We start from the raw sequence: 20713 nt of genomic DNA, 5'->3' as shown, positions 1-20713 counted from the left end.
TTATGCACCTTCCGCGCGCGGCGCAGGGGCTTGCGTGGCGCCGAGGCGGCCATGCAGGGCCACCCAGCCGTCTTGCTCGGCCCACACAGCCAGCTGGATGAACGGTGCGTAGGCGGCGGCCACCTCTTCCGCCTGGCGTGCCAGCACGCCGGACAGGATCAGGGCGCCGCCGTCGGCGACACGGCCCGACAGCATCGGCGCCATCAGTTTCAAGGGGCTCGACAGGATGTTGGCGACGACGATATCAAACTTGGCCGTGGCGTGTGCCGAGGTGGCAAACGTGTCTGGCAAGAAATATTCGATGTCGCACTGGTTGCGCTCGGCATTGTCGCGCGCCGATTCGATCGCCTGCGGGTCGATATCGACGCCCGCCACCGTTTGCGCACCGAGTTTCTTGGCCACCATGGCCAGGATGCCGGAACCGCAACCGTAGTCGAGCACGGTCTTGCCTGGGGCGGGATGGGCTTCCAGCCATTCCATGCACAGGCGCGTGGTCGGATGGCTGCCCGTGCCGAAGGCCAGGCCCGGGTCCAGTTCCAGGATCAGACCGCTTGGGTCCGGTGCCTCGTGCCAGCTGGGCACGACCCAGATATTCTTGCCGATGTGAATCGGCGCGAATTGCGACTGGGTCAGACGCACCCAGTCCTGCTCTTCCACGGGGCGCACGGTAAATGCCGGTGCCTGCGCCATGCCGACCGCTTGCGCGGCAGCAGCCACGATGGCGGCCTGGTCGGCGTCGACGTCCGTCAGCGCCACCACGCGGCTGCGTTCCCACGCCGCTTCCTTCGGTTCCATGCCCGGTTCGCCAAACAACGGCTGCTCGGCTTCCGTGCCTTCATCGGCGTCTTCCACCGACACCGACAGGGCGCCCGCTTCCATCAGCGCGTCGGACATGGCCTCGGCGTTGTCACGGGCGATTTCGATGACGATTTCCGTCCAGCTCATGCGCCCGCCTTGATTTCGGATTTCTTGGCGATGCTGGGGCTGCCGCCATTGAGGTTCTTGCCCAGGTCCGGCATGTCGGCCAGTTTCTGTTCCAGATAGTGAATGTTGGTGCCGCCTTCGATGAAGCGCGCATCGATCATCAGCTCGCGGTGCAGGGCGATATTCGTGTTGATGCCTTCAACCACCATTTCGGACAGGGCGATCTGCATGCGGCGGATCGCTTGCTCGCGCGTGGCGCCGTAAGCGATCACTTTGCCGATCATCGAGTCGTAGTGCGGCGGCACGTAGTAACCGGCGTAGGCGTGCGAATCGACGCGGATGCCAGGACCGCCTGGTGCGTGCCACGACACGATCTTGCCCGGCGATGGCGTAAATTTGAACGGATCTTCCGCATTGATGCGGCACTCGACGGCGTGGCCCGACAGCATGACGTCGCGCTGGCGATAACGCAGTTTTTCGCCGGCGGCAATGCGGATCTGTTCTTGCACGATATCAATACCGGTGATCATTTCGGTGACCGGATGTTCCACTTGCACGCGGGTATTCATTTCAATGAAATAGAACTCGCCATTTTCGTACAGGAATTCAAACGTGCCGGCGCCGCGGTAGCCGATCTTGCGGCAGGCCTCGGCGCAACGGTCGCCGATTTTCTCGATGAGCTTGCGCGGGATGCCCGGCGCCGGTGCTTCTTCGATCACCTTCTGGTGGCGGCGCTGCATGGAGCAGTCGCGCTCGCCCAGCCAGACGGCGTTCTTGTGTTCGTCGGCAAGGATCTGGATTTCCACGTGGCGCGGATTTTCCAGGTACTTCTCCATATACACTTCAGGGTTGCCGAACGCCGTACCGGCTTCCGTCTTGGTCATCGCCACGGCGTTGATCAGGGCAGCTTCCGTGTGCACGACGCGCATGCCGCGTCCGCCACCGCCGCCGGCGGCCTTGATGATGACCGGATAGCCGATCTTGCGGGCAATTTGCACGATCGCTTTCGGATCGTCCGGCAACGCGCCTTCCGAACCGGGGACGCATGGGACGCCAGCCTTGATCATGGTTTGCTTGGCCGACACTTTGTCGCCCATCAAACGGATCGATTCGGAACGGGGACCGATGAAGACGAAGCCCGATTTCTCGACGCGTTCGGCGAAGTCGGCATTTTCCGACAGGAAACCATAGCCTGGGTGAATTGCTTGTGCATCCGTCACTTCAGCGGCGCTGATGATGGCGGGCATGTTCAGGTAGCTCAGGGCGGACTGTGCCGGCCCGATACAAACGGACTCATCGGCCAGCTTGACGTATTTTGCGTCCTTGTCGGCTTCGGAGTGGACTACAACCGTTTTAATGCCCATTTCGCGGCAGGCGCGCTGAATACGGAGGGCAATTTCACCACGGTTGGCAATCAGGATTTTTTCAAACATGGTAGGTTCGCGTATGTCTGTGAGAGCCGGCGAGCCGGCGAAACAACAAGTGTGAGGGGCTAAAACTGCAAACGGCCGTTGCCGGCCGTGTGGACTGGTTTTTAGCCGATCACAAACAAGGGTTGACCGAATTCGACCGGTTGGCCGTTTTCGACCAGAATCTGGGTCACGACACCGGCTTTGTCCGAGTCGATTTCATTGAGCAGCTTCATCGCTTCGATGATGCACAGGGTATCGCCTTCCTTGACGGTGGAACCGACTTCGACGTACGCGGCGCTGCCAGGAGCGGAGGAACGGTAGAAGGTGCCGACCATCGGCGACTTGACCACATAGCCCGTTGGCTCGGCGGCGACCACGACGGCAGGTGCCGCAGCGGGGGCGGCGGCTGGCGCGGCTGGCTGGTATTGGGCTTGCATGCCTTGCGGCTGCATCATGACCATCTGGTTTTGCGGCATGGCCGACGATTTGACGATGCGAACCTTGCTTTCGCCTTCGGTAACTTCCAGCTCTGCGATATCCGATTCGGCGACCAGGTCGATCAAGGTCTTGAGTTTTCGTAGATCCATGTAAAACCCCTAGGAATGTAGTTTGTTTTATGAGTGATGCGGTGATGTCCAGAACCTATCGCCGCGCTAAATGCGTGCAGATCGCGTAGATTAACGTTTTTTAAGCGCAAAGTCGATGGCAAACCGATATCCTTCGATACCCAGGCCGCAGATCGTCCCCTGCGCGATCGCGCTGAGAAATGAGTGATGTCGAAACGTTTCGCGTTGATAAATATTCGAGATATGGACTTCCACAAACGGAATGGCCACCCCGGCCAGCGCATCGCGCAAGGCGACGCTGGTATGGGTCAGGCCGCCCGGATTGATGACGATGGCATCGATCCCTTCCGCTCGCGCGGCATGGATGCGGTCGATCAGCGCGCCTTCATGGTTGCTTTGAAAGCAAGCCAGGCTGGCGCCGGCCGCCATGGCTTGCGCCACTGCTGCCTGTTCGATATCGGCCAAGGTGCTGGCGCCGTAGACCTCAGGCTCGCGCGTCCCCAGCAAATTCAGGTTGGGGCCGTTGAGCAGAAGGAGGTTTTTTGCCATGTATGGAAGACCGTTTTAGCGAAAGTTCCGCATTTTGCCGCCAAAGATACGCATTGGCAAGAGAAAAAAGCACGCTCCGAATTTACAAATTGTCCAGGTCGGCGCGCAACTGATCAAATTTCAAGCGTCCCAGATAGGTCTTTTTCACTTCGCCATCGGCGCCGATCAGCACCGTGAAGGGCAAGCCGCCCGTGGCGTTGCCAAAATGGCGCGACAGGTCGGTGCCGCTCATGCCGGAGACGTAGACGGGATAAGCAATCTTGAACTTGCTGGCAAAGGTGGCAATATTGCTGGCCGAATCGATGCCGATGCCGATCACCTGCAGGTTTTTCGCCGCATAGTGGCCTTGCACCTCGGATAATTCCGGCATTTCTTCCACGCATGGCGGGCACCACGGCGCCCAGAAATTGACCAGCAGGTTCTTGCCTTTCCATTGTGACAAGGCTTGCGTGGTACCGGCCGCGTCCGGCAGCGACAGTGCATACAGTTCATTCACCGGCCCCGTCGCGCCCGGCGCGATGGTCGTTGTCAGGGGGCCTGCTTTTTCTTTCTCTTTATGCATGCCCACGTAGGCGCCCATGCCGCCGAACATCAGGGCAACGATGGCACAGGCTATCCAATTCTTTTTTGTCATAACTTTATCTATATCAATGTTAGTCGGCAGCCGGCGCGCCATCGGCGAGGCTGGCGGCCAGCAGGCTGCGCAGCCCGGCGATATCGGTGCGCAACACCTTGCCGTCGGCCTTGGCTTTCAGCGCGCCGCGCATGTCGTCGAGTTCATACATGGCCGCGTGCACGCCTTCGTTTTTCCACAAGAAACTGGCTGTCTCGACCGCATCATAACGCGCTCCCTTGAAATGGGGGCTTTCCGACATGTCGAGCGCGACATTTTTATTCAGCAGAAAGATGTGGATTTCCTTGGCGCTCTCGGCAAACAGCTGCAAATAGATCTCATCATGGGGCCCGGCCGTGCCGTTGAGGACGGGGCCGCTGAGCAGGGGATGAAATTGTTGCAACGCTTCCATCACCTGCAAGGCTATCGTGCGCAGCTGGAACAGGCGCGCCGGCTGGCTGTCGGCCAGGAACAGGGCATTGTATTGCCGCACCTGTTCTTCGATCATGTCGTTGTCAGGAAGGATGTTGGGCCGGTTCGGCGCGTCGCCCAGAACCTGCCGCGCCGCCTTGCGCTTGGCGCTGCCATAGTCGGCGCCGTCCTGCGCCACGAGGCGCGCGGCGGCGGCGGCGATTTCCAGGCGCACCAGCGCGCTATCGTCAAATGCATCAGTCGTCATGAGCGAGATGATACTCCGAAGCGGAAAAAACCATGGCGTCAGGTAAAATCCCATACTTGCCCATTTTAATTGCCCCACTTATTTTTTAACCGTGCACCTTCATGTGTACCTTGTACACCTTGAACGCGCACCTTTCGCACTGATCACATGCATATTCATATCCTCGGCATTTGCGGTACCTTCATGGGCGGCCTGGCCGTCCTGGCCAAGGAAGCCGGCCATAAAGTCACCGGTTGCGATGCCAACGTCTATCCGCCGATGAGCACCCAGCTGGAATCGCAGGGAATCGAACTGATCCAGGGCTTTGATCCCGAACAAACCAAGCTGAACCCGGATTTGTATGTGATTGGCAATGTGGTGTCGCGCGGCAATCCGCTGGTGGAAGAAATCCTCAACCGCAGCCTGCCGTATGTATCCGGCCCGCAGTGGATCGGCGAACATATATTACGCAACAAATGGGTGCTGGCCGTGGCCGGCACGCATGGCAAGACGACAACATCCGCCATGCTGGCCTGGATACTCGAAGACGCGGGCTACGCGCCGGGCTTCCTGATCGGCGGCGTGCCGATGAATTTCGGCATTTCCGCCCGCTTGAGCGGCAAAATCGACGGTAAAAGCGCCGATTCGGACTTCTTCGTCATCGAAGCGGACGAATATGACACGGCCTTCTTCGACAAGCGCAGCAAGTTCGTGCACTACCACGCGAAGACGGCCGTCATGAATAACCTCGAATACGATCACGCCGACATTTTCCCCGATCTGCATGCCATCGAGACGCAATTTCACCACCTGGTGCGCACGGTGCCAGGCATCGGCCGGCTCGTCTTCAACGGCGACGAAGCCTCGCTGCAGCGCGTGCTGGCGCGCGGCTGCTGGAGCGAAAAGGAAAGCTTTGGACAAGATGCCAACTGGCAATTGCAAGAGCAGGCCGACGGCAGTTTCGATGTCTTGTTCAATGGCAAGCAGGAAGGTCATGTGGCGTGGGCTCTCACGGGCAAGCACAACCGCAGCAATGCGCTGGCCGCCATCGCCGCCGCGCGCCATGTGGGCGTGGCGATCGCCCAGGCGTGCGCCTCGCTGGCTACGTTCGAGAGCGTCAAGCGCCGCATGGAAGTGCGCGGCGTCGTCAACAACATTACCGTGTACGACGATTTTGCCCACCACCCGACAGCCATTGCCACCACCGTCGGCGGCTTGCGCCAGAAGATAGGCAAGACGGGCCGCATCCTGGCCGTGCTGGAGCCGCGTTCGAACACCATGAAGCTGGGCGCCATGAAAGATGCGCTGCCGGGCAGCCTGAAGGACGCGGACCTGGTCTTCGGTTACGGCAGCCAGGCCGCGCTGGGCTGGAGCCTGGGCGAGGCGCTGGCACCGCTGGGCAAGATTGCCAGCGCGTATGAAGAAATCGACGTGCTGGTAGCCGCCGTGGCCGCTGGGGCCCGTCCCGGCGACCAGATCGTGGTCATGAGCAATGGCGGCTTTGGCGGCGTGCACCAGAAATTGCTGGAGGCGCTGGGCCGATGATTCTGTACCTGCATGGATTCCGCTCGTCGCCGCTGTCGATGAAGTCGCGCCTGCTGGCTGGGCAGATGCAGGCGCTGGGCCGCGAGGCGCAGTGGCTGTGCCCGCAATTGCCGGCCTCGCCGAAGCTGGCCATCGAGCTGGCCCTGGCATTAGTGAAAGACGTGGCGCGAGCCGACTTGACGATCATCGGCTCCTCGCTGGGCGGCTATTACGCCACCTGGCTGGCCGAGCAGCTTGGTTGTCGCGCCATATTGCTCAATCCCGCCATCGTGCCCCTGATCGACCTGGAACAGCATGTGGGCGTGACGACCGAGTTCCATTCCGACAAGCCATTCGAGTTCAAGCGCGAGTATATGGACGAACTGGCTGCCTTTGCCGTAGAGAAAATTACTCACCCACAACGTTACTTCCTGATCGCCGCCACCGGCGATGAAGTGCTCGACTACCGCGACATGGTGGCGCATTATCAGGGCGCGCGCCAGCTCGTCATCGAGGGCAGCGATCACGGCATCAGCGAATTTGCCGATTATGTGGCGCCCGTGCTCGAATTTTGCGGCATCAGTACGGACCCGTGCCGGTGAGGCCGGGTTCGCTGCGGCAGGCGCAGTGGCATGCGCACGTCAACGCCGTCAATGCGCCGCCCGCCTTGCGTCACTGGCTGACGGGCGGCGGTTCGCTGACGGCCAAGCTGAAAGCGCATAGCCGGGCCTTTCGCGTGCAATGTTTGCATCAGGAAACTGCGCGTTGCCTGAGCGACGAGGCGGCCAGCATCGGCCTGCACCGTCCGGGCCGGGTGTGGGAGCGCGAAGTGCTGCTGCGGTGTGATAATAGGCCGGCCGTGTTTGGCCATACCGTCGTGCCCATGCAGGCGACGGCCACGGACTGGCCCCTGTTTTCCGCGCTGGGCGAACGCTCGCTGGGCACGACCCTGTTCGGCGACCGCATGGTGCGCCGCGGTCCACTGGAGTTTGCCCGCTTGCGCGCCGGGCACCCGCTGGTGCAGCGGGCGCAGGCGGCGCTGGCGCTGGAGGGGACGCGCACCAGTGACAAGGCGCTGTTTTTTGCCAGGCGCTGCCTGTATCAGCGCCATCAAGGATTGCTGCTGGTAACGGAAGTATTTCTGCCGGCGGTGTTTGAGCTCACTCGCACCGTTGCAACCGACACATTAATAAACAAAGCATAACAATGAATCTATTTTTTGAAGAATCCGGCGATTTCAAGGTCGGCACGGTCCTGTCGCAAGCGGGCGAGGCTTACCAGGTCGAGATGGCCAGCGGCAAGCGCACCAAGGTCAAGATCAAGGATGTGCTGCTGCAGTATGAAAAGCCGGCCCCGGCCGAGCTGCTGGAGCAGGCCAAGAGCATTGCCGCCGAGATCGATCTCGATTTCCTGTGGGAAGTGGCGGGCGAAGACGAATTCGGCTTTGCCGAACTGGGCGCCGAGTATTTCGGCCATGCGCCGCTGCCTGCCGAGGCTGCCGGACTGATCCTCTCCCTGCATTCGGCGCCCGTGTATTTCTACAAGAAGGGCCGCGGCCGCTACAAGGCGGCGCCGGAAGCGTCGCTGAAGGCGGCCCTGGCTGGCATCGAAAAGAAGAAGCAGCAGGCGCTGGTGCAGGCAGGCTATGTGGACGAGCTGAAACAGAACCGCTTGCCCGCCTCGATGCAGCCCATGGTGCTGCAACTGCTGTTCAAGCCGGACAAGAACACCATCGAATACAAGGCGCTGGAAGCGGCGTGCACGGAATTGCACACGTCGCCGGCGCGCCTGATGCTGGCCGTCGGTGGTATTGCTTCACCGAAAGATTTGCACCTGTCGAAATTCCTCTTCGAGAATTTCCCCAAGGGCGCCGGCTTCCCCAACGTGCCCGTACCGTCCGTGACAGCCAAGCTGCCGCTCGCCGACGTGGCCGCTTTCTCGATCGACGACGTGACCACCACCGAGATCGACGATGCCTTCTCCGTGCAGCCGCTGCCGGACGGCACCGTGAAAGTGGGTATTCACATCGCCGCGCCGGGCCTGGGCATCCGTCCGGAAGACGTGATCGACAAGATGGCGCGCCAGCGCATGTCCACCGTCTACATGCCGGGCGACAAGATCACCATGCTGCCGGACGAAATCGTCAATGCTTTCACGCTGGCCGAAGGCACGACGTGCCCGGCCCTGTCGCTGTACGCCACCCTGGACCCGAAAGCGGACTGGGCGGTAGTCAGTACGCAGACGCGCGCCGAACTGGTGCCGATCGCCAGCAATTTGCGCCATAACCAGCTCGATGACCTGGTCAACGAGGAAACCCTTGCCAGCGGCGAGGGAGAATACCCGCACAAGGCCGACTTCGCCATCCTGTGGCAATGGGCGCAGCAGCTGGAGCAGGGCCGCATGAAGAAGCGCGAAGCGTTTGGCTTGAAGCCGGAACAGAACAACCGCGTCGATTTCAACTTCTATGTGGAAAACGACATCGTTACCGTGGCGCGCCGCAAGCGTGGCGCGCCACTCGACAAGATCGTCGCCGAATTGATGATTTTTGCCAACAGTACCTGGGGCAAGATGCTGCACGACCACGGCGTGCCCGGCATCTACCGCAGCCAGGGCGGCGGCAGCGGCAATAGCTGGGCGGCAAAGATGCAGGTGCGCATGGTTACCCATGCGGCGCCGCACCAGGGCCTGGGCGTGGATCAGTACGCATGGAGCACCTCGCCCCTGCGCCGCTATACGGACCTGGTCAACCAGTGGCAAATCATCGCCTGCGCCGAGCATGGCGTGACGGCGCCCCTGGTGGCCCCGTTCAAGCCGCGCGACGCGAACCTGTTCGCCATCGTCTCGGCGTTCGACGCCGCCTATGCCGCGTATGGCGATTTCCAGTCGAACATGGAACGCTACTGGTGCCTGCGCTGGCTGCATCAGGAAAACGCGCGCCAGGTCGATGCTGTCGTGCTGAAAGATGAAATCCTGCGCCTGGTCGACATTCCGCTGGTCATCAAGCTGCCGGGCATGCCATCGGTGGCGCGCGGCGCCCAGGTGAAACTGGACTTGCTGCGCTGGGATGAAGTCGACCTGAGCATTGAAGCGCGCCTGCTGGAAATCGCCGCCGTGCCCGACGTGGCGGCCGACGCCGAGCTCGATTACGAGGAAGACGCGGGCGACGAAGGCGCCGACGAGGGAGAAGTCGCGGCCGAAGCGTCGCCGCAAGCGGCGAACCAGGTCAGCGACGCCGACGCGGAAGTGGCGGAACTGGCCAGCGAAGACGTGGTCAGCGAGCCCGAGGTCAAGTAAGGCCGCGGGGCGGCGCGAAAAACGGGACTAAAACTGTTTCCAGCGCCGCCCTTTGACGTAGAATTCAGCCATCTTGTATCTTGTGCTTGTTGCGAACTGGGTTGCGCGTGAAGTCTTTCCGAGAGAATCGTTTCCTGATGATCGCCGTGGCGGTATCGCTGCTGGCGCACGGCGCCTTGCTGGCGATGCATTTTGTCGCCCCGGCCCCGCATCGGGCCGTGGCCACGGATCCGGGCCTGGAAGTGATCCTCGTCAATGCCAAGCATGCGAACAAGCCGCTGAAGGCTGACGCGCTGGCGCAAGCCAGCCTCGATGGCGGTGGCCAGGCCGACAAGGGTCGCGCCAAATCTCCCTTGCCCGACATGCGCAAGGTGGAAGAGGGCGAGAGCGTCAAGGCCAGCGCCCGGCGCATCGCCGAACTCGAACAGAAACAGCAGGAGTTGCTGACGCAGGCGGCCAAACCGACGCCTTACAGTGCCGCGCCCGTCACGGAAAAGGACAAGCCCAATCCCCTGGCCAGCGGTTCGGACCTGATGGAAAGCAGCAAGGCCATCGCGCGCATGGCGGCCGAGATCAGCCAGACCGTGGAAGATCAGAACAAGCGTCCGCGCAAGACTTTCATTACGCCCAGCACACAGGAAGTCGGCTATGCCATGTATTACAAGACCCTGCAAAAGCGCATCGAGGAAATCGGCACGCTGAATTTTCCGCAAAAGAATGGCCGCAAGATGTATGGCGAGCTGGTCGTGTACATTCCGATTTTCCAGGATGGCACGATTTACCAGAAAGAGGGCGGCGCCCGCGTCGAGCGCAGCTCCGGCAATCCCGCGCTGGATGCGGCTGCCCTGGCCATCGTGCGCCGCGCGGCGCCGTTTGGCCGTTTTCCACCGAATATGTTGTCGAGCGACAAGGATGACCTGTGGGTCGTCATCACCCGTTTCAAGTTTACCCGCGAAGAAAAAATGGAAGCTAACCTGACTGGCGGCAGCAATTGAGCAAGCAAAATATTAATCCTGATCAATATTGTGTATTTGGCAATCCCATTGCCCACAGCAAGTCACCCTTGATACACGCCGCGTTCGCCCTGCAAACGGGCGAGCCCATTGTCTATGAACGCCGGCTGGCGCCGCTCGACGGTTTTGCGCTGGCGGCCCGCAGCTTTGCGGCCGAAGGCGGCAAGGGCGCGAACGTGACGGTGCCCTTCAAACTCGATGCGTGCGCGCTGGCCACCGTCCTGACGCCGCGGGCTAGGGCCGCCGGCGCCGTCAATACCCTGCGTTTTGATGGAGACACCATTCTTGGCGATAATACCGATGGCGCCGGCCTGGTGGCGGACATCGTGCGCAACGCGGCTGTCGCCGTCGCCGGCAAGCGCGTCCTGTTGCTGGGGGCGGGCGGCGCGGCGCGCGGCGTGATCCTGCCCTTGCTGGAGCAGGGGCCGCAGGAAATCGTCATTGCCAACCGCACCGTGGCCACGGCCGAGGCGCTGGTGGCGCAGTTTGCCGATGCGCTGAGTCACCCGGAGCAGCTGCGCGCCGGCGGCTTCACGCAACCCGACGGCGTTTTCGATATCGTCATCAACGCCACCTCGGCCAGCCTGGCGGGCGACTTGCCGCCTGTGCCGCCCGGTATCTTCGGCCGCCGCACCCTGGCGCTGGACATGATGTATGGCGCCCAGCCCACCGTCTTCATGGACTTTGCCGCCCAACATGGCGCGCAGGTGCGCGACGGCCTGGGCATGCTGGTGGAGCAGGCGGCCGAAGCGTTTTACGTGTGGCGCGGCGTGCGGCCGCAGACGCGGGACCTGCTGGCGCAATTGCGGGGCAGCCTGTGAGCGGCGGCAAGAAGGGACAACGCAAGGGCGGCAGCGGCGGCCGCTACGGCTGGATCAAGTGGCTGTTCATCGTGCCCGTGCTGGCGTTTATCGTCGTACAACTGTATTTCTTCCTGCAAATCTGGTGGTGGGTCGACCATAACCCATCCAGTACGGCCTTCATGCGCGAGCAGTTATCCGTCTTGCAAGACAAGAATCCCAATGCCGCCATCCAGCAGATGTGGGTGCCGTACAACCGCATTTCGAATAATTTAAAGCGGGCCATCATCGCCTCGGAAGACGCGAATTTTTCCGAGCACGAAGGCGTGGACTGGGAGGCCTTGCAAAAGGCATATGAAAAAAACAGCAAAAAGCAGAAGGTCGTGGCCGGTGGTTCCACCATCACGCAGCAACTGGCGAAGAATCTGTTCCTGTCCGGTTCGCGCAGTTATGTGCGCAAGGGCCAGGAACTGATCATTACCTACATGCTGGAAAGCCTGATGGAGAAGCAGCGCATTTTCGAGATTTACCTGAATGTGGTGGAATTTGGCACGGGCATCTTCGGCGCCGAGGCGGCCGCCCGCCACTATTACCATGTGAGCGCGGCAAGCCTGAGCACGGCGCAGGCGGCGAAACTGGCCGTGATGCTGCCGAATCCCCGTTTTTACGACCGTCACCGCGATACGGGTTACCTGAACCGGCGCACCAGTGTCATCCTGCGCCGCATGGGGGCGGCCGAACTGCCTTGACGCCAGCGGGTGCTGCTTTGCATAAGATTAAGCATGTCTAATTTGCACTATTGCGATGTGGCATCTTAATCGATCCCCTTGGTGCAGCGACACACAATTTCCGTGAAAAAGCGGTGGCGAGGGGTGGTCGTGAAAAGGGCTTTGCGGGTACACTTGCGCTGTTTTCATTTTTGGCGCCAGCGCCAGCACATCACGATAACCTAACATCCGGCTGAGAGCGCGCATGATCAATGTTTTTGTATTACAGAATGGCCGGCTCAACCAGGTGCCGATCGACAGCCGCGCAGACCTCGAAAACGCCGAACCGGTCTGGGTCGACCTGACCGACCCCACCGATGACGAACGGGCCTGGGTCAAGGCCATCTACAACGTGACCCTGCCGGGCGAAGACGAAGTCAAGGATATCGAAGCGTCGGCCCGCTATTACGAAGCGGAAAACGGCGACTTGCATCTGCGCACGGATTTTTTGCGCGAAGAAGACGACGGGCCGTCGCGCGTCATCACCGTGGCGTTCATTCTTGCCCGCAAGATTTTGTTTTCCATGCATACGGACGACCTGCCCGTGTTCCGCCTGGTGCGCATGCGCGCCCGCTCGCGGCCAGGATCGATTGCCGACTACATGGACGTGCTGCTGGACCTGTACGCCACCGATGCCGAATATTCGGCCGATGTGCTTGAAGGCATCTACCAGAACCTGGAAGAAGTCAGCACGCGCGTGCTGCAAAAGGAATTTACCGATGCGCACGCGGCCGAAGCGCTGAACGCGATTGCCCACGAGGAAGATTTGAACGGCCGTATCCGCCGCAACATGATGGATACGCGCCGCGCCGTGAGCTTTCTGATGCGTGGCCGCTTGCTCAATTCCGAGCAGTTCGAGGAAGCGCGACAGATCTTGCGCGACATCGAATCGCTCGATGGTCACACATCTTTCCTTTTCGACAAGATCAACTTCCTGATGGACGCCACCGTCGGCTTCATCAACATCAACCAGAACAAGATCATCAAGATCTTCTCGGTGGCCAGCGTGGCCTTCCTGCCGCCGACCCTGATCGCCAGCGTGTACGGCATGAACTTCAAGCTGATGCCGGAACTGGAATGGTCGTTCGGCTATCCGTGGGCCTGGGGCCTGATGATCACCAGCGCCATCGCGCCCTTCCTGTACTTCCGCCACCGTGGCTGGCTGAAATAATCCATCGGCGCCGGGACGGGTTCGCATCCCGGCGCCGCCACCGGACCTCCCCGGATTTCAAGGCGGACGCAGCAATTTCAAAAATCGGCGATAATCACTGGTATTGCGTGGTATTGAATTGGTATCTACGTTGCCTGCATTGCGCCATGCTGTACCCCGCTGGCTGTCTTTTGCAGAAAAGTATCGTCATTGATGCGTTTTTTGCGTAGCAGCGTCCGCCTGTTCCACCTATGATCGTTGCGCTGCCAGTCTTGTCGGCTGGCCGCCGCATTTTCCGCCACTGTTGTACTTCTGGAGATTTCATGCCTGATACCGCTACCGCCCCACCGCGCTTTACCCACCTGATCAGCGACTGCGACGGCGTGCTGGTCGACAGCGAGGCCGTGGCCCTGCAGGCGCTGCTGGAATTGCTGGGGCCGCGCCTGCAGAACCTGCCCGAGGGCGTCACCCTGCAAGGCTTGATCGAGCCGCGCCTGGGCCAGCGCCTGGTGCCGCTGATGCAGGATATCTACAAGGAATTGGGTTTATCGCAATTGCCGGCCGACGAAATCATGGCCATCGGCAATGCCGTCGATGCGGCCTGCGATGCGCAACTGCGCGCCGTGCCCGGCGTGGCGCAGGCGCTGGCGGCGATCCCGCTGCCCAAGGCTGTGGCGTCGAACAGTGTCAGCGCGCGCGTGCTGTCGTCGCTCGAACGCACGGGCATGGCGCCGCTGTTCCAGAGCCGCGTGTTTACACCGGACCTGGTCGGCCACGCCAAGCCGCATCCTGGCGTCTACCTGGCGGCAGCAAGCGCCTTCGGCGTGCCGCCTGGCCAGTGCCTGGTGCTGGAGGACAGCGTCACGGGCGTGACGGCGGCCGTGGCGGCGGGCATGACGGTCTTGGGATTCATCGGCGGCGGACATATCGCCCCCGGCCAGGAGGCGCGCCTGAAGGCGGCCGGCGCGCAGCTGGTCTTTGGCGACATGGGCAGCCTGCCAGCGCTGGTGGCGGAACTGCTACAAGGCGCTACAGTGTAACGACACCTGACAAAACCGCAGCGAGCGGCAGTGATTTGTGGCCGAGAAGCGCAACCGTACTTTAGTACGGTGAGCATCGCCGGCCGCAAAGCGCGACGCGCAGTAGGTTTTGTCAGGTGTGTACCTTACGCCAGGGTGGCGAAAACCTTGCGCGCAGCGGCGATGGTGGCGTCGATGACGGCATCGTCGTGCTGCGCCGAGACGAAGCCGGCCTCGAAGGCGGCCGGCGCGAAGTATACGCCTTCATCGAGCATGGCGTGGAAGAAGGCATTGAACTTGCTGCGGTCGCCGGCCATCATTTCCGCGTAGCTGGTCGGCGGCGTTTCGCTGAAATAGATGCCGAACATGCCGCCGATGGAATCGGCGCAGAAGACCACGCCTGCTTCCTTTGCGGCGGCGGTCAGGCCGTCGGCCAGGCGCTTGGCCGTGGCGCCCAGCTGCGCGTAGAAGCCAGGCTGCTGGATCAGTTTCAGCGTCGTCATGCCGGCCGCGACGGCCACCGGGTTGCCGGACAGGGTGCCGGCCTGGTAGACGGCGCCCAGCGGCGCCATATGGTGCATCAGCGCGGCGCTGCCGCCGAAGGCCGCCACCGGCATGCCGCCGCCGATCACCTTGCCCAGGGCCGTAAGGTCGGGCTTGATGCCGTACAGCGCCTGCGCGCCGCCCAGAGCCACGCGGAAGCCGCACATGACTTCATCGAAAATGAGCAGGGCGCCGTGCTGCGTGCACAATTCGCGCATGGCCTGCAGGAATTCCGGGGTGGCTTTCACCAGGTTCATGTTGCCGGCCACAGGCTCGACGATGACGCAGGCAATTTCCGCGCCAAAGCTGTCGAAGGCGTCTTTCAGCTGTTCCACGTTGTTATAGTCAAGCACCATGGTGTGCTTGACGAAGTCTTCCGGTACGCCGGCCGAGGTCGGATTGCCGAAGGTGAGCAGACCACTGCCGGCCTTGACCAGCAGGGAATCGGCGTGGCCGTGGTAGCAGCCTTCGAACTTGACGATCTTGTCGCGTCCCGTGGCGCCGCGCGCCAGGCGCAGGGCGCTCATGGTCGCTTCCGTGCCCGACGAGACCAGGCGTACCTGCTCGATCGACGGCACCAGACGGGTGATTTCCTCGGCCATCAGCACTTCGCCTTCCGTCGGCGCGCCGAAAGACAGGCCCAGTGCCGCCGCATCCTGCACCGCTTTCACGACTTCAGGGTGGGCGTGGCCGACGATGGCCGGACCCCACGAGCCGATATAGTCGATATAGCGCTTGCCGTCCGCGTCCCAGAAGTACGGGCCTTCGGCGCGCGTGATGAAGCGCGGCGTGCCGCCCACGGAGCGGAAGGCGCGCACGGGCGAATTGACGCCGCCTGGCGTGGTTTTTTGCGCGCGGGTAAACAGGATGTCGTTCTGGGAAGTCGTCGTCATGATAATCGTGCCTTGAAAGTGGATCGTTGTCTGAGTCGTCTGTATTTGTCTGGACGGGATTACTGGGCGCCGCGCTGGCGCTGCAGCTGGAACAGCCGGTTCGGCACCAGCTTGCCCATGCCGTGGCGCTGCGCATGCGCCAGCGCGCCGGTGGTGAATTCCTGCGCCGCCACCACGACTTGCGGCACATCGTCTTCATTCTCCGCCAGGGCCAGCAAGGCGGTGGCGGCCGCCGACAGGGTGCTGCCGGCGCCGTTGAAGATGCCGGGCAGGTGGCGCCACTCATCGTGGCGCACCACGCCATCCTCGCCGAACAGGGTGTTGGCGCGCAGCTTGCCTTCGCCCGTGCCCGACTTGCTGGCGTCGGCCGGCATGCCGGTGACGAGCACGTATTCGCAGCCTAGCGCCACCAGGTAATCGACGTCGTTCTGCAGGGTGTCGTCCGGATCGGCGTCGCGCCAGGTCTCGGCCAGGCGCTCCAGTTCCACCGGCGAGAGCACCAGCAAGGTCGTTTGCGGGATCAGGAGCTGGCGCACTGCCGTGAGGATGTCCTCGTCGTCCATGCCCTGTTCCGGCAGCGCCGAAATGAAGGGATCGAGGATCAGCGGCACGTTCGGATAGTCGGAGACGATTTCGGCGATGGCCGTGACGTTTTCCACGCTGCCCAGGGCGCCGATCTTGATGGCCGAGACGGACATGTCTTCCAGCAGCACGCGCGCCTGGTCGGAGACCCAGTCCGGGTCGATCGCCTGCACGTCTTCCACGCGCGCCGTATCACTGATCAGGAGACCCGTGGTGACGGACAGGCCATGGCAGCCGAAGGCTGAAAACGTGGCCAGGTCGGCCTGGATGCCGATGGCGCCGACCGGATCGGACACGCCGAAGCTTAATATGAGGGGAGAAGTTTGGTTTTGCACGGCGGGTAGATTAAGATACCTAATTCAGCATTTTACTTGATTGAAGGGTGGCAGAACGTGAGTAGCAACGAAACAACGCAGCAATTCCAAACGTGGATGTGTCTTATTTGCGGCTGGGTTTATGATGAAGCGGCCGGCCTGCCCGACGAAGACATCGCTCCAGGCACGCGTTGGGCCGATGTTCCGATGAACTGGACCTGCCCGGAATGCGGGGCGCGCAAGGATGATTTCGAGATGGTGGCCATTTGAAATTTAATTAATCCTGATCAATTGGCATGTGCCTGCCGCACGCTGGCGTAGCGGTAGCATGTGCTATGGTATGAAAGATTGCCGAAAAATCAAATGACGAGTCCGCTACTGCCCGAGGCATCGTCCGATATCGCGTGCGCCGGCATCACGATCCTGGTCATCGACGACAGCGCCACCGTGCGCAGCGCGGCCGAAAAAGTCCTGCGTGAGGCCGGCTATGGCGTGGTGGTGGCGGAAAACGGTTTCGATGCGCTGGCCAAGGTTGGAGATTGCCGCCCGGCGCTGATCGTGTGCGACATCCTGATGCCGCGCCTCGATGGCTATCGTACATGTGCGCTGATCAAGGCTAGCGCGGCGTTCCATGCCACGCCGGTGCTGATGCTGTCATCGAAGGAGGGCTTGTTCGACCGGGCGCGCGGCGTCATGGCCGGCGCCAGCGCCTGTCTGGCCAAGCCGCTGGCGCCGGAGGCGCTGCTGGCGGCCGTGCGGCAGCACCTGGCCAGCCGTTTTTAGTATGATGTATACAACGCAGCAAGGAAGTAAACAAACACATGGCCATACACACAATTCTGATCGTCGATGACTCGCCGACAGAACGTTATTACCTGAGCGAGATGCTGGTGCGTGCCGGTTACGCCGTGCTGACGGCGCAAGACGGCGCCGACGCGCTGGCGCAACTGAAGCAGGCCAGGCCCGACCTGATCCTGATGGATGTGGTGATGCCAGGTGCGAATGGCTTCCAGATCACGCGCGCGATCGCGCGCGATCCCGAGCTGCAGGATGTGCCGGTGATTATCTGTTCCAGCAAGAGCCAGGAAACGGACCGCATCTGGGGTCTGCGCCAGGGCGCGCGCGATTACCTGGTCAAGCCGGTGGTCGAAGCCGATCTGCTGGCGAAGATCGCGGCGCTGTCCTAGGCAATGCGCACGATGCCTGGCAATGGCGTGCCCACATCGGCTTTTCCGCCTGCCGCCGTCCTGCCGACTTTCGACGCGGCACGCCGGCAGGGGCGCTTGCGTCAGTACCAGCTGCAATTGATCGAACGCGTGCAGGCCGCGCGCAGCGGCGCACTGGCGGCCCGCAAGGAGCTGGGCGTGATGCTCGGTGGCCGGCGTTGTCTGCTGGACCTGACGCAGCTCGGTGAGATCGTCATTCCCGCCGGTTTGCAGATCCAGGGCGTGCCGCTGGCGCAGGACTGGTACCTGGGCCTGTTGGCCATGCGCGGACGCCTGACGGCCGTCATCGACCTGGCCCGCTACATGGGCGAACCCGCCTGCGCGGCAGGCGGCGACAGCCGCATCATCACTTTTTCTCCCCGCCTGGGCATGAATTGCGCGCTGCTGGTCGAACGCGTGCTGGGTTTGCGCCAGCAGCGCGGCATGCAAGCCATGTCGCTGCACGATGCGTTGCCGTGGGCGGCGCAGGCATTGTGCGACAGCGAAGGGCAGCAGTGGCTACGCCTGGACCTGGCGCAACTGGTGCAATCGGAGCGCTTCCTGGACGCCGGCTTCGGCGGCGCCCCCGCACACAAGGACATTTTCTGATGGGTGCCCATTCCCCTATCCTGGCGGCCAGCCTGCCCGAAGCGGACAGCGGCCTGGCCGATGTCGCGCTGCCGGATGACCTGCCGCTGCGCCTGCGCGACGCGCTGGGACGGCGCAAGTCGCTGGCCAGCGCGCCGGCGAGCGACTTGAAGTTGCCGCTGATCGGCCACTTGCCGCTGCAAAAACAATTGAGCATCCTGTCGACAGTAATGGCCCTGAGCCTGGCCGCCAGCCTGTTGTTCGTCGGCCTGAACACGCGCAGCGGCAATATCGCCTCGGCGCAGACGCAGCTGGCCAGCGATGCGCTGATGCACTCGCAGCGCATCGGCAAGGCCACGCCGAACGCGGTGCAGGGCAATCCGGAAGCCTTCCGCCAGCTCGAGGAAAGCCGCAATGAGCTGAACCAGGATTTCCGCCTGATGCTGCGCGGCGGGACTTATCATGGGCGCGACATCGGCGAATCGCGTTCCGGCTTGCTGGCGGCGGTGGCCGACGCCCGCAAGAAGTGGGCCAGCAGCGACCGCGCCGCCAGCACCATCCTGCGCCTGAAGACGGAACTGGGCGAATTCGACAAGACCTTGCAGCAATTGAACGCGCTGTCGCCCGCGCTGCTGGCGCAGACGGAGGAAATCGCCGCCTTGAAGGTGCAGCGGGGCGGCAATGGCCGCGACCTGGCCGTCGTCGGCCGGCTGATGATGCTGACCCAGCGCATGAGCCGCAGCGCCAGCGAGTTCCTCGCCTCCGGCAGCATCAGCTCGGAAACGGCGTTTTCGCTGGGACGCGACACCACGTATTTCCGCGCTGCCGTCGAGGGCCTGCTCAATGGCAGCGTGTCGCTGCAGCTGGCGCCCACGCGCGACGCCGAACTGCGCGAGCGCCTGGTGGCGCTGAAGACCAGTTTTGACGCCTACCAGAAGCTGGTGTCGTCCATCCTCGACCGCCTGGATAAATTCAGTTCGGCGAAAAGCGCGGAACAGCTGATTTTCAACGAGAACGAAGACCTGCGCCAGCGCCTGACCCTGTTGCAGCAGATGTATCACGCCAATCAGGAATCGCTGGGCGTGGAATTCTGGCTGATGGTGGCCGGCGTGGTGCTGACCCTGATCGCGGCGGCCGGCATCGGCCGTGTGCTGTTGCAGGATTCCATCAACCGCACGCGCGATGCGGAGCGTCGCCGCCAGGAAGCGGAAATACAGCGCCTGCTGTCGCAGGAGAAGGAAGAGCAGGCCAAGGCGCAGAATGACCTGAACCAGGCGGCCATCCTGCGCCTGATGAACGAGTTGCAGAAAGTGGCCGATGGCGACCTGACGGTGCAGGCGACGGTGTCGGAAGACATCACGGGCGCCATCGCCGATTCCGTCAACTACACGGTCGAGGAATTGCGCGGCCTGGTGGGACGGGTGACGGCCACGGCCGAGCAGGTGAACCGCGCCTCGACGCAGGCGCAAAGCATCTCCAGCAAGCTTCTGATCGCGTCGCAGCAGCAGTCGCGGGAGATACTCGACGCCAGCGCGACCGTGGTGAAGATGGCCAACGCGATTACCGACGTGTCGAAATCGGCCAGTGTCTCGGCTGACGTGGCGCGCCAGTCGGTGGCGGCTGCGCTGCAGGGCTCGACGGCGGTGGAAAATGCGATCAAGGGCATGCATGAAATCCGCGAGCAGATCCAGGACACCTCCAAGCGCATCAAGCGCCTGGGTGAATCGTCGCAGGAAATCGGCGAAATCACGGAGCTCATTTCCGACATCACCGAGCAGACGAACGTGCTGGCGCTGAACGCGGCCATCCAGGCCGCATCGGCCGGCGAGGCGGGACGCGGCTTTTCCGTCGTCGCCGAGGAAGTGCAGCGCCTGGCCGAACGCTCGGCCGCCGCCGCCAAGCAGATCGGCGCGCTGGTGCGCACCATCCAGGCCGACACCCAGGACGCGACAAGGGCGATGGAAAAATCGACGCAAGGCGTGGTCGAGGGTGCGCGCCTGTCCGACGCGGCCGGCGCCGCGCTGAATGACATCAGCCAGGTGTCGAAGCACCTGGCCGAGCTGATCCAGGGCATTTCGTTCGCTACCGGCACGCAGGCCGGCTCGGCCAGCGGCGTGGCACTGAATATCCAGCATATCCTGAGCGTGACGGAGCAGACCCAGGATGGCACGCAGCAAACGGCGCAGTCGATCCACAAGCTGTCAATGCTGGCGCAGGAACTGAAAAACTCGGTGTCGCGCTTCCGCGTCGCCGCCTGAACGCCGCGCCAGGCGATGGCGCGGCGCATTGTGCGTACCGA

General features: G+C 62.3%; 22 protein-coding genes. 14 read left to right on the top strand and 8 right to left on the bottom strand.

All coding sequences use genetic code 11. From position 1 onward, the window contains the following. From prmA to AC07VI_RS03820, 6 genes are all read right to left on the bottom strand, one after another. On the bottom strand, window positions 1-945 hold the full coding sequence (gene prmA, locus AC07VI_RS03845) for a 50S ribosomal protein L11 methyltransferase (RefSeq protein WP_086143759.1): 945 nt from the start codon (window positions 943-945) through the stop codon (window positions 1-3). Continuing rightward, entirely contained in the window at window positions 942-2357 is a 1416-nt protein-coding gene (accC, locus tag AC07VI_RS03840; RefSeq protein ID WP_086137069.1) for an acetyl-CoA carboxylase biotin carboxylase subunit, read from the bottom strand. The genes prmA and accC overlap by 4 nt, the downstream gene beginning before the upstream one ends. A gap of 101 nt (window positions 2358-2458) precedes the next feature. Then, window positions 2459-2923 carry an acetyl-CoA carboxylase biotin carboxyl carrier protein gene (gene accB / locus AC07VI_RS03835; protein WP_070222155.1) on the bottom strand — a complete coding sequence of 155 codons (465 nt, stop codon included), beginning with the start codon at window positions 2921-2923 and terminating at the stop codon, window positions 2459-2461. A 90-nt stretch (window positions 2924-3013) separates the two neighbouring features. Then, a complete protein-coding gene (aroQ, locus tag AC07VI_RS03830) occupies window positions 3014-3451 on the bottom strand; it encodes a type II 3-dehydroquinate dehydratase (RefSeq protein ID WP_086143760.1) in 438 nt (145 codons plus the stop codon). 82 nt (window positions 3452-3533) lie between these two features. Next, the gene (locus AC07VI_RS03825) at window positions 3534-4085 is read right to left on the bottom strand and encodes a TlpA family protein disulfide reductase (protein WP_086143761.1); all 552 of its coding nucleotides are present in this window, start codon (window positions 4083-4085) and stop codon (window positions 3534-3536) included. Window positions 4086-4104: 19 nt separating this feature from the next. Further along, window positions 4105-4743 (bottom strand): hypothetical protein, encoded by a 639-nt coding sequence (locus AC07VI_RS03820; protein ID WP_086143762.1) that lies wholly within the window; start codon window positions 4741-4743, stop codon window positions 4105-4107. Between the two features lie 147 nt (window positions 4744-4890). On the opposite strand from AC07VI_RS03820, the gene mpl reads away from it, so the two are divergent. The 9 genes from mpl to AC07VI_RS03775 all read left to right on the top strand — a co-directional run bounded on the left by mpl (window position 4891) and on the right by AC07VI_RS03775 (window position 14310). Further along, the gene (gene mpl, locus AC07VI_RS03815; protein ID WP_492995752.1) at window positions 4891-6267 is read left to right on the top strand and encodes a UDP-N-acetylmuramate:L-alanyl-gamma-D-glutamyl-meso-diaminopimelate ligase; all 1377 of its coding nucleotides are present in this window, start codon (window positions 4891-4893) and stop codon (window positions 6265-6267) included. Next, window positions 6264-6848: a YqiA/YcfP family alpha/beta fold hydrolase gene (locus tag AC07VI_RS03810; protein WP_086143764.1), complete on the top strand. Its 585-nt coding sequence runs from the start codon at window positions 6264-6266 to the stop codon at window positions 6846-6848. The genes mpl and AC07VI_RS03810 overlap by 4 nt, the downstream gene beginning before the upstream one ends. Then, window positions 6845-7450, top strand: a complete 606-nt coding sequence (locus AC07VI_RS03805) for a chorismate--pyruvate lyase family protein (protein WP_086143981.1) — start codon at window positions 6845-6847, stop codon at window positions 7448-7450. Before AC07VI_RS03810 ends, AC07VI_RS03805 begins: the two co-directional genes overlap by 4 nt. A 2-nt stretch (window positions 7451-7452) precedes the next feature. Further along, complete coding sequence (locus AC07VI_RS03800; protein WP_492995750.1) at window positions 7453-9540, top strand: ribonuclease catalytic domain-containing protein; 2088 nt, start codon at window positions 7453-7455, stop codon at window positions 9538-9540. A 137-nt stretch (window positions 9541-9677) separates the two neighbouring features. Further along, complete coding sequence (locus AC07VI_RS03795) at window positions 9678-10535, top strand: energy transducer TonB family protein (RefSeq protein ID WP_492996377.1); 858 nt, start codon at window positions 9678-9680, stop codon at window positions 10533-10535. Beyond that, window positions 10532-11374 (top strand): shikimate dehydrogenase, encoded by an 843-nt coding sequence (gene aroE, locus AC07VI_RS03790; RefSeq protein ID WP_086143767.1) that lies wholly within the window; start codon window positions 10532-10534, stop codon window positions 11372-11374. Before AC07VI_RS03795 ends, aroE begins: the two co-directional genes overlap by 4 nt. Then, complete coding sequence (gene mtgA, locus AC07VI_RS03785) at window positions 11371-12102, top strand: monofunctional biosynthetic peptidoglycan transglycosylase (RefSeq protein ID WP_492995747.1); 732 nt, start codon at window positions 11371-11373, stop codon at window positions 12100-12102. The genes aroE and mtgA overlap by 4 nt, the downstream gene beginning before the upstream one ends. Window positions 12103-12325: 223 nt before the next feature. After that, window positions 12326-13291 (top strand): magnesium/cobalt transporter CorA, encoded by a 966-nt coding sequence (corA, locus tag AC07VI_RS03780; RefSeq protein ID WP_034746658.1) that lies wholly within the window; start codon window positions 12326-12328, stop codon window positions 13289-13291. Window positions 13292-13593: 302 nt separating this feature from the next. After that, window positions 13594-14310: an HAD-IA family hydrolase gene (locus AC07VI_RS03775; protein WP_086143769.1), complete on the top strand. Its 717-nt coding sequence runs from the start codon at window positions 13594-13596 to the stop codon at window positions 14308-14310. A 125-nt stretch (window positions 14311-14435) separates the two neighbouring features. Here the strand turns inward: AC07VI_RS03775 and hemL are convergent, their stop codons facing one another. Further along, complete coding sequence (hemL, locus tag AC07VI_RS03770; RefSeq protein WP_099374166.1) at window positions 14436-15725, bottom strand: glutamate-1-semialdehyde 2,1-aminomutase; 1290 nt, start codon at window positions 15723-15725, stop codon at window positions 14436-14438. A gap of 59 nt (window positions 15726-15784) precedes the next feature. Next, the gene (thiD, locus tag AC07VI_RS03765) at window positions 15785-16642 is read right to left on the bottom strand and encodes a bifunctional hydroxymethylpyrimidine kinase/phosphomethylpyrimidine kinase (protein ID WP_086143771.1); all 858 of its coding nucleotides are present in this window, start codon (window positions 16640-16642) and stop codon (window positions 15785-15787) included. Between the two features lie 96 nt (window positions 16643-16738). Here thiD and AC07VI_RS03760 point away from each other — a divergent pair, with 96 nt between their 5' ends. From AC07VI_RS03760 to AC07VI_RS03740, 5 genes are all read left to right on the top strand, one after another. Continuing rightward, on the top strand, window positions 16739-16891 hold the full coding sequence (locus tag AC07VI_RS03760; protein ID WP_038488910.1) for a rubredoxin: 153 nt from the start codon (window positions 16739-16741) through the stop codon (window positions 16889-16891). A 93-nt stretch (window positions 16892-16984) separates the two neighbouring features. Then, on the top strand, window positions 16985-17404 hold the full coding sequence (locus AC07VI_RS03755; protein ID WP_086143772.1) for a response regulator: 420 nt from the start codon (window positions 16985-16987) through the stop codon (window positions 17402-17404). Between the two features lie 38 nt (window positions 17405-17442). Beyond that, on the top strand, window positions 17443-17808 hold the full coding sequence (locus tag AC07VI_RS03750) for a response regulator (protein WP_086143773.1): 366 nt from the start codon (window positions 17443-17445) through the stop codon (window positions 17806-17808). A 27-nt stretch (window positions 17809-17835) separates the two neighbouring features. Then, entirely contained in the window at window positions 17836-18435 is a 600-nt protein-coding gene (locus AC07VI_RS03745; RefSeq protein ID WP_253251891.1) for a chemotaxis protein CheW, read from the top strand. Then, window positions 18435-20672 carry a methyl-accepting chemotaxis protein gene (locus AC07VI_RS03740; protein WP_086143775.1) on the top strand — a complete coding sequence of 746 codons (2238 nt, stop codon included), beginning with the start codon at window positions 18435-18437 and terminating at the stop codon, window positions 20670-20672. Before AC07VI_RS03745 ends, AC07VI_RS03740 begins: the two co-directional genes overlap by 1 nt. Window positions 20673-20713 lie beyond the last annotated feature (41 nt).

This window comes from Janthinobacterium sp. GW821-FHT03A03 (assembly GCF_059421435.1).
Note: the sequence above shows the minus strand (reverse complement) of the source record. Positions and strands in the feature narration are given on the sequence as shown.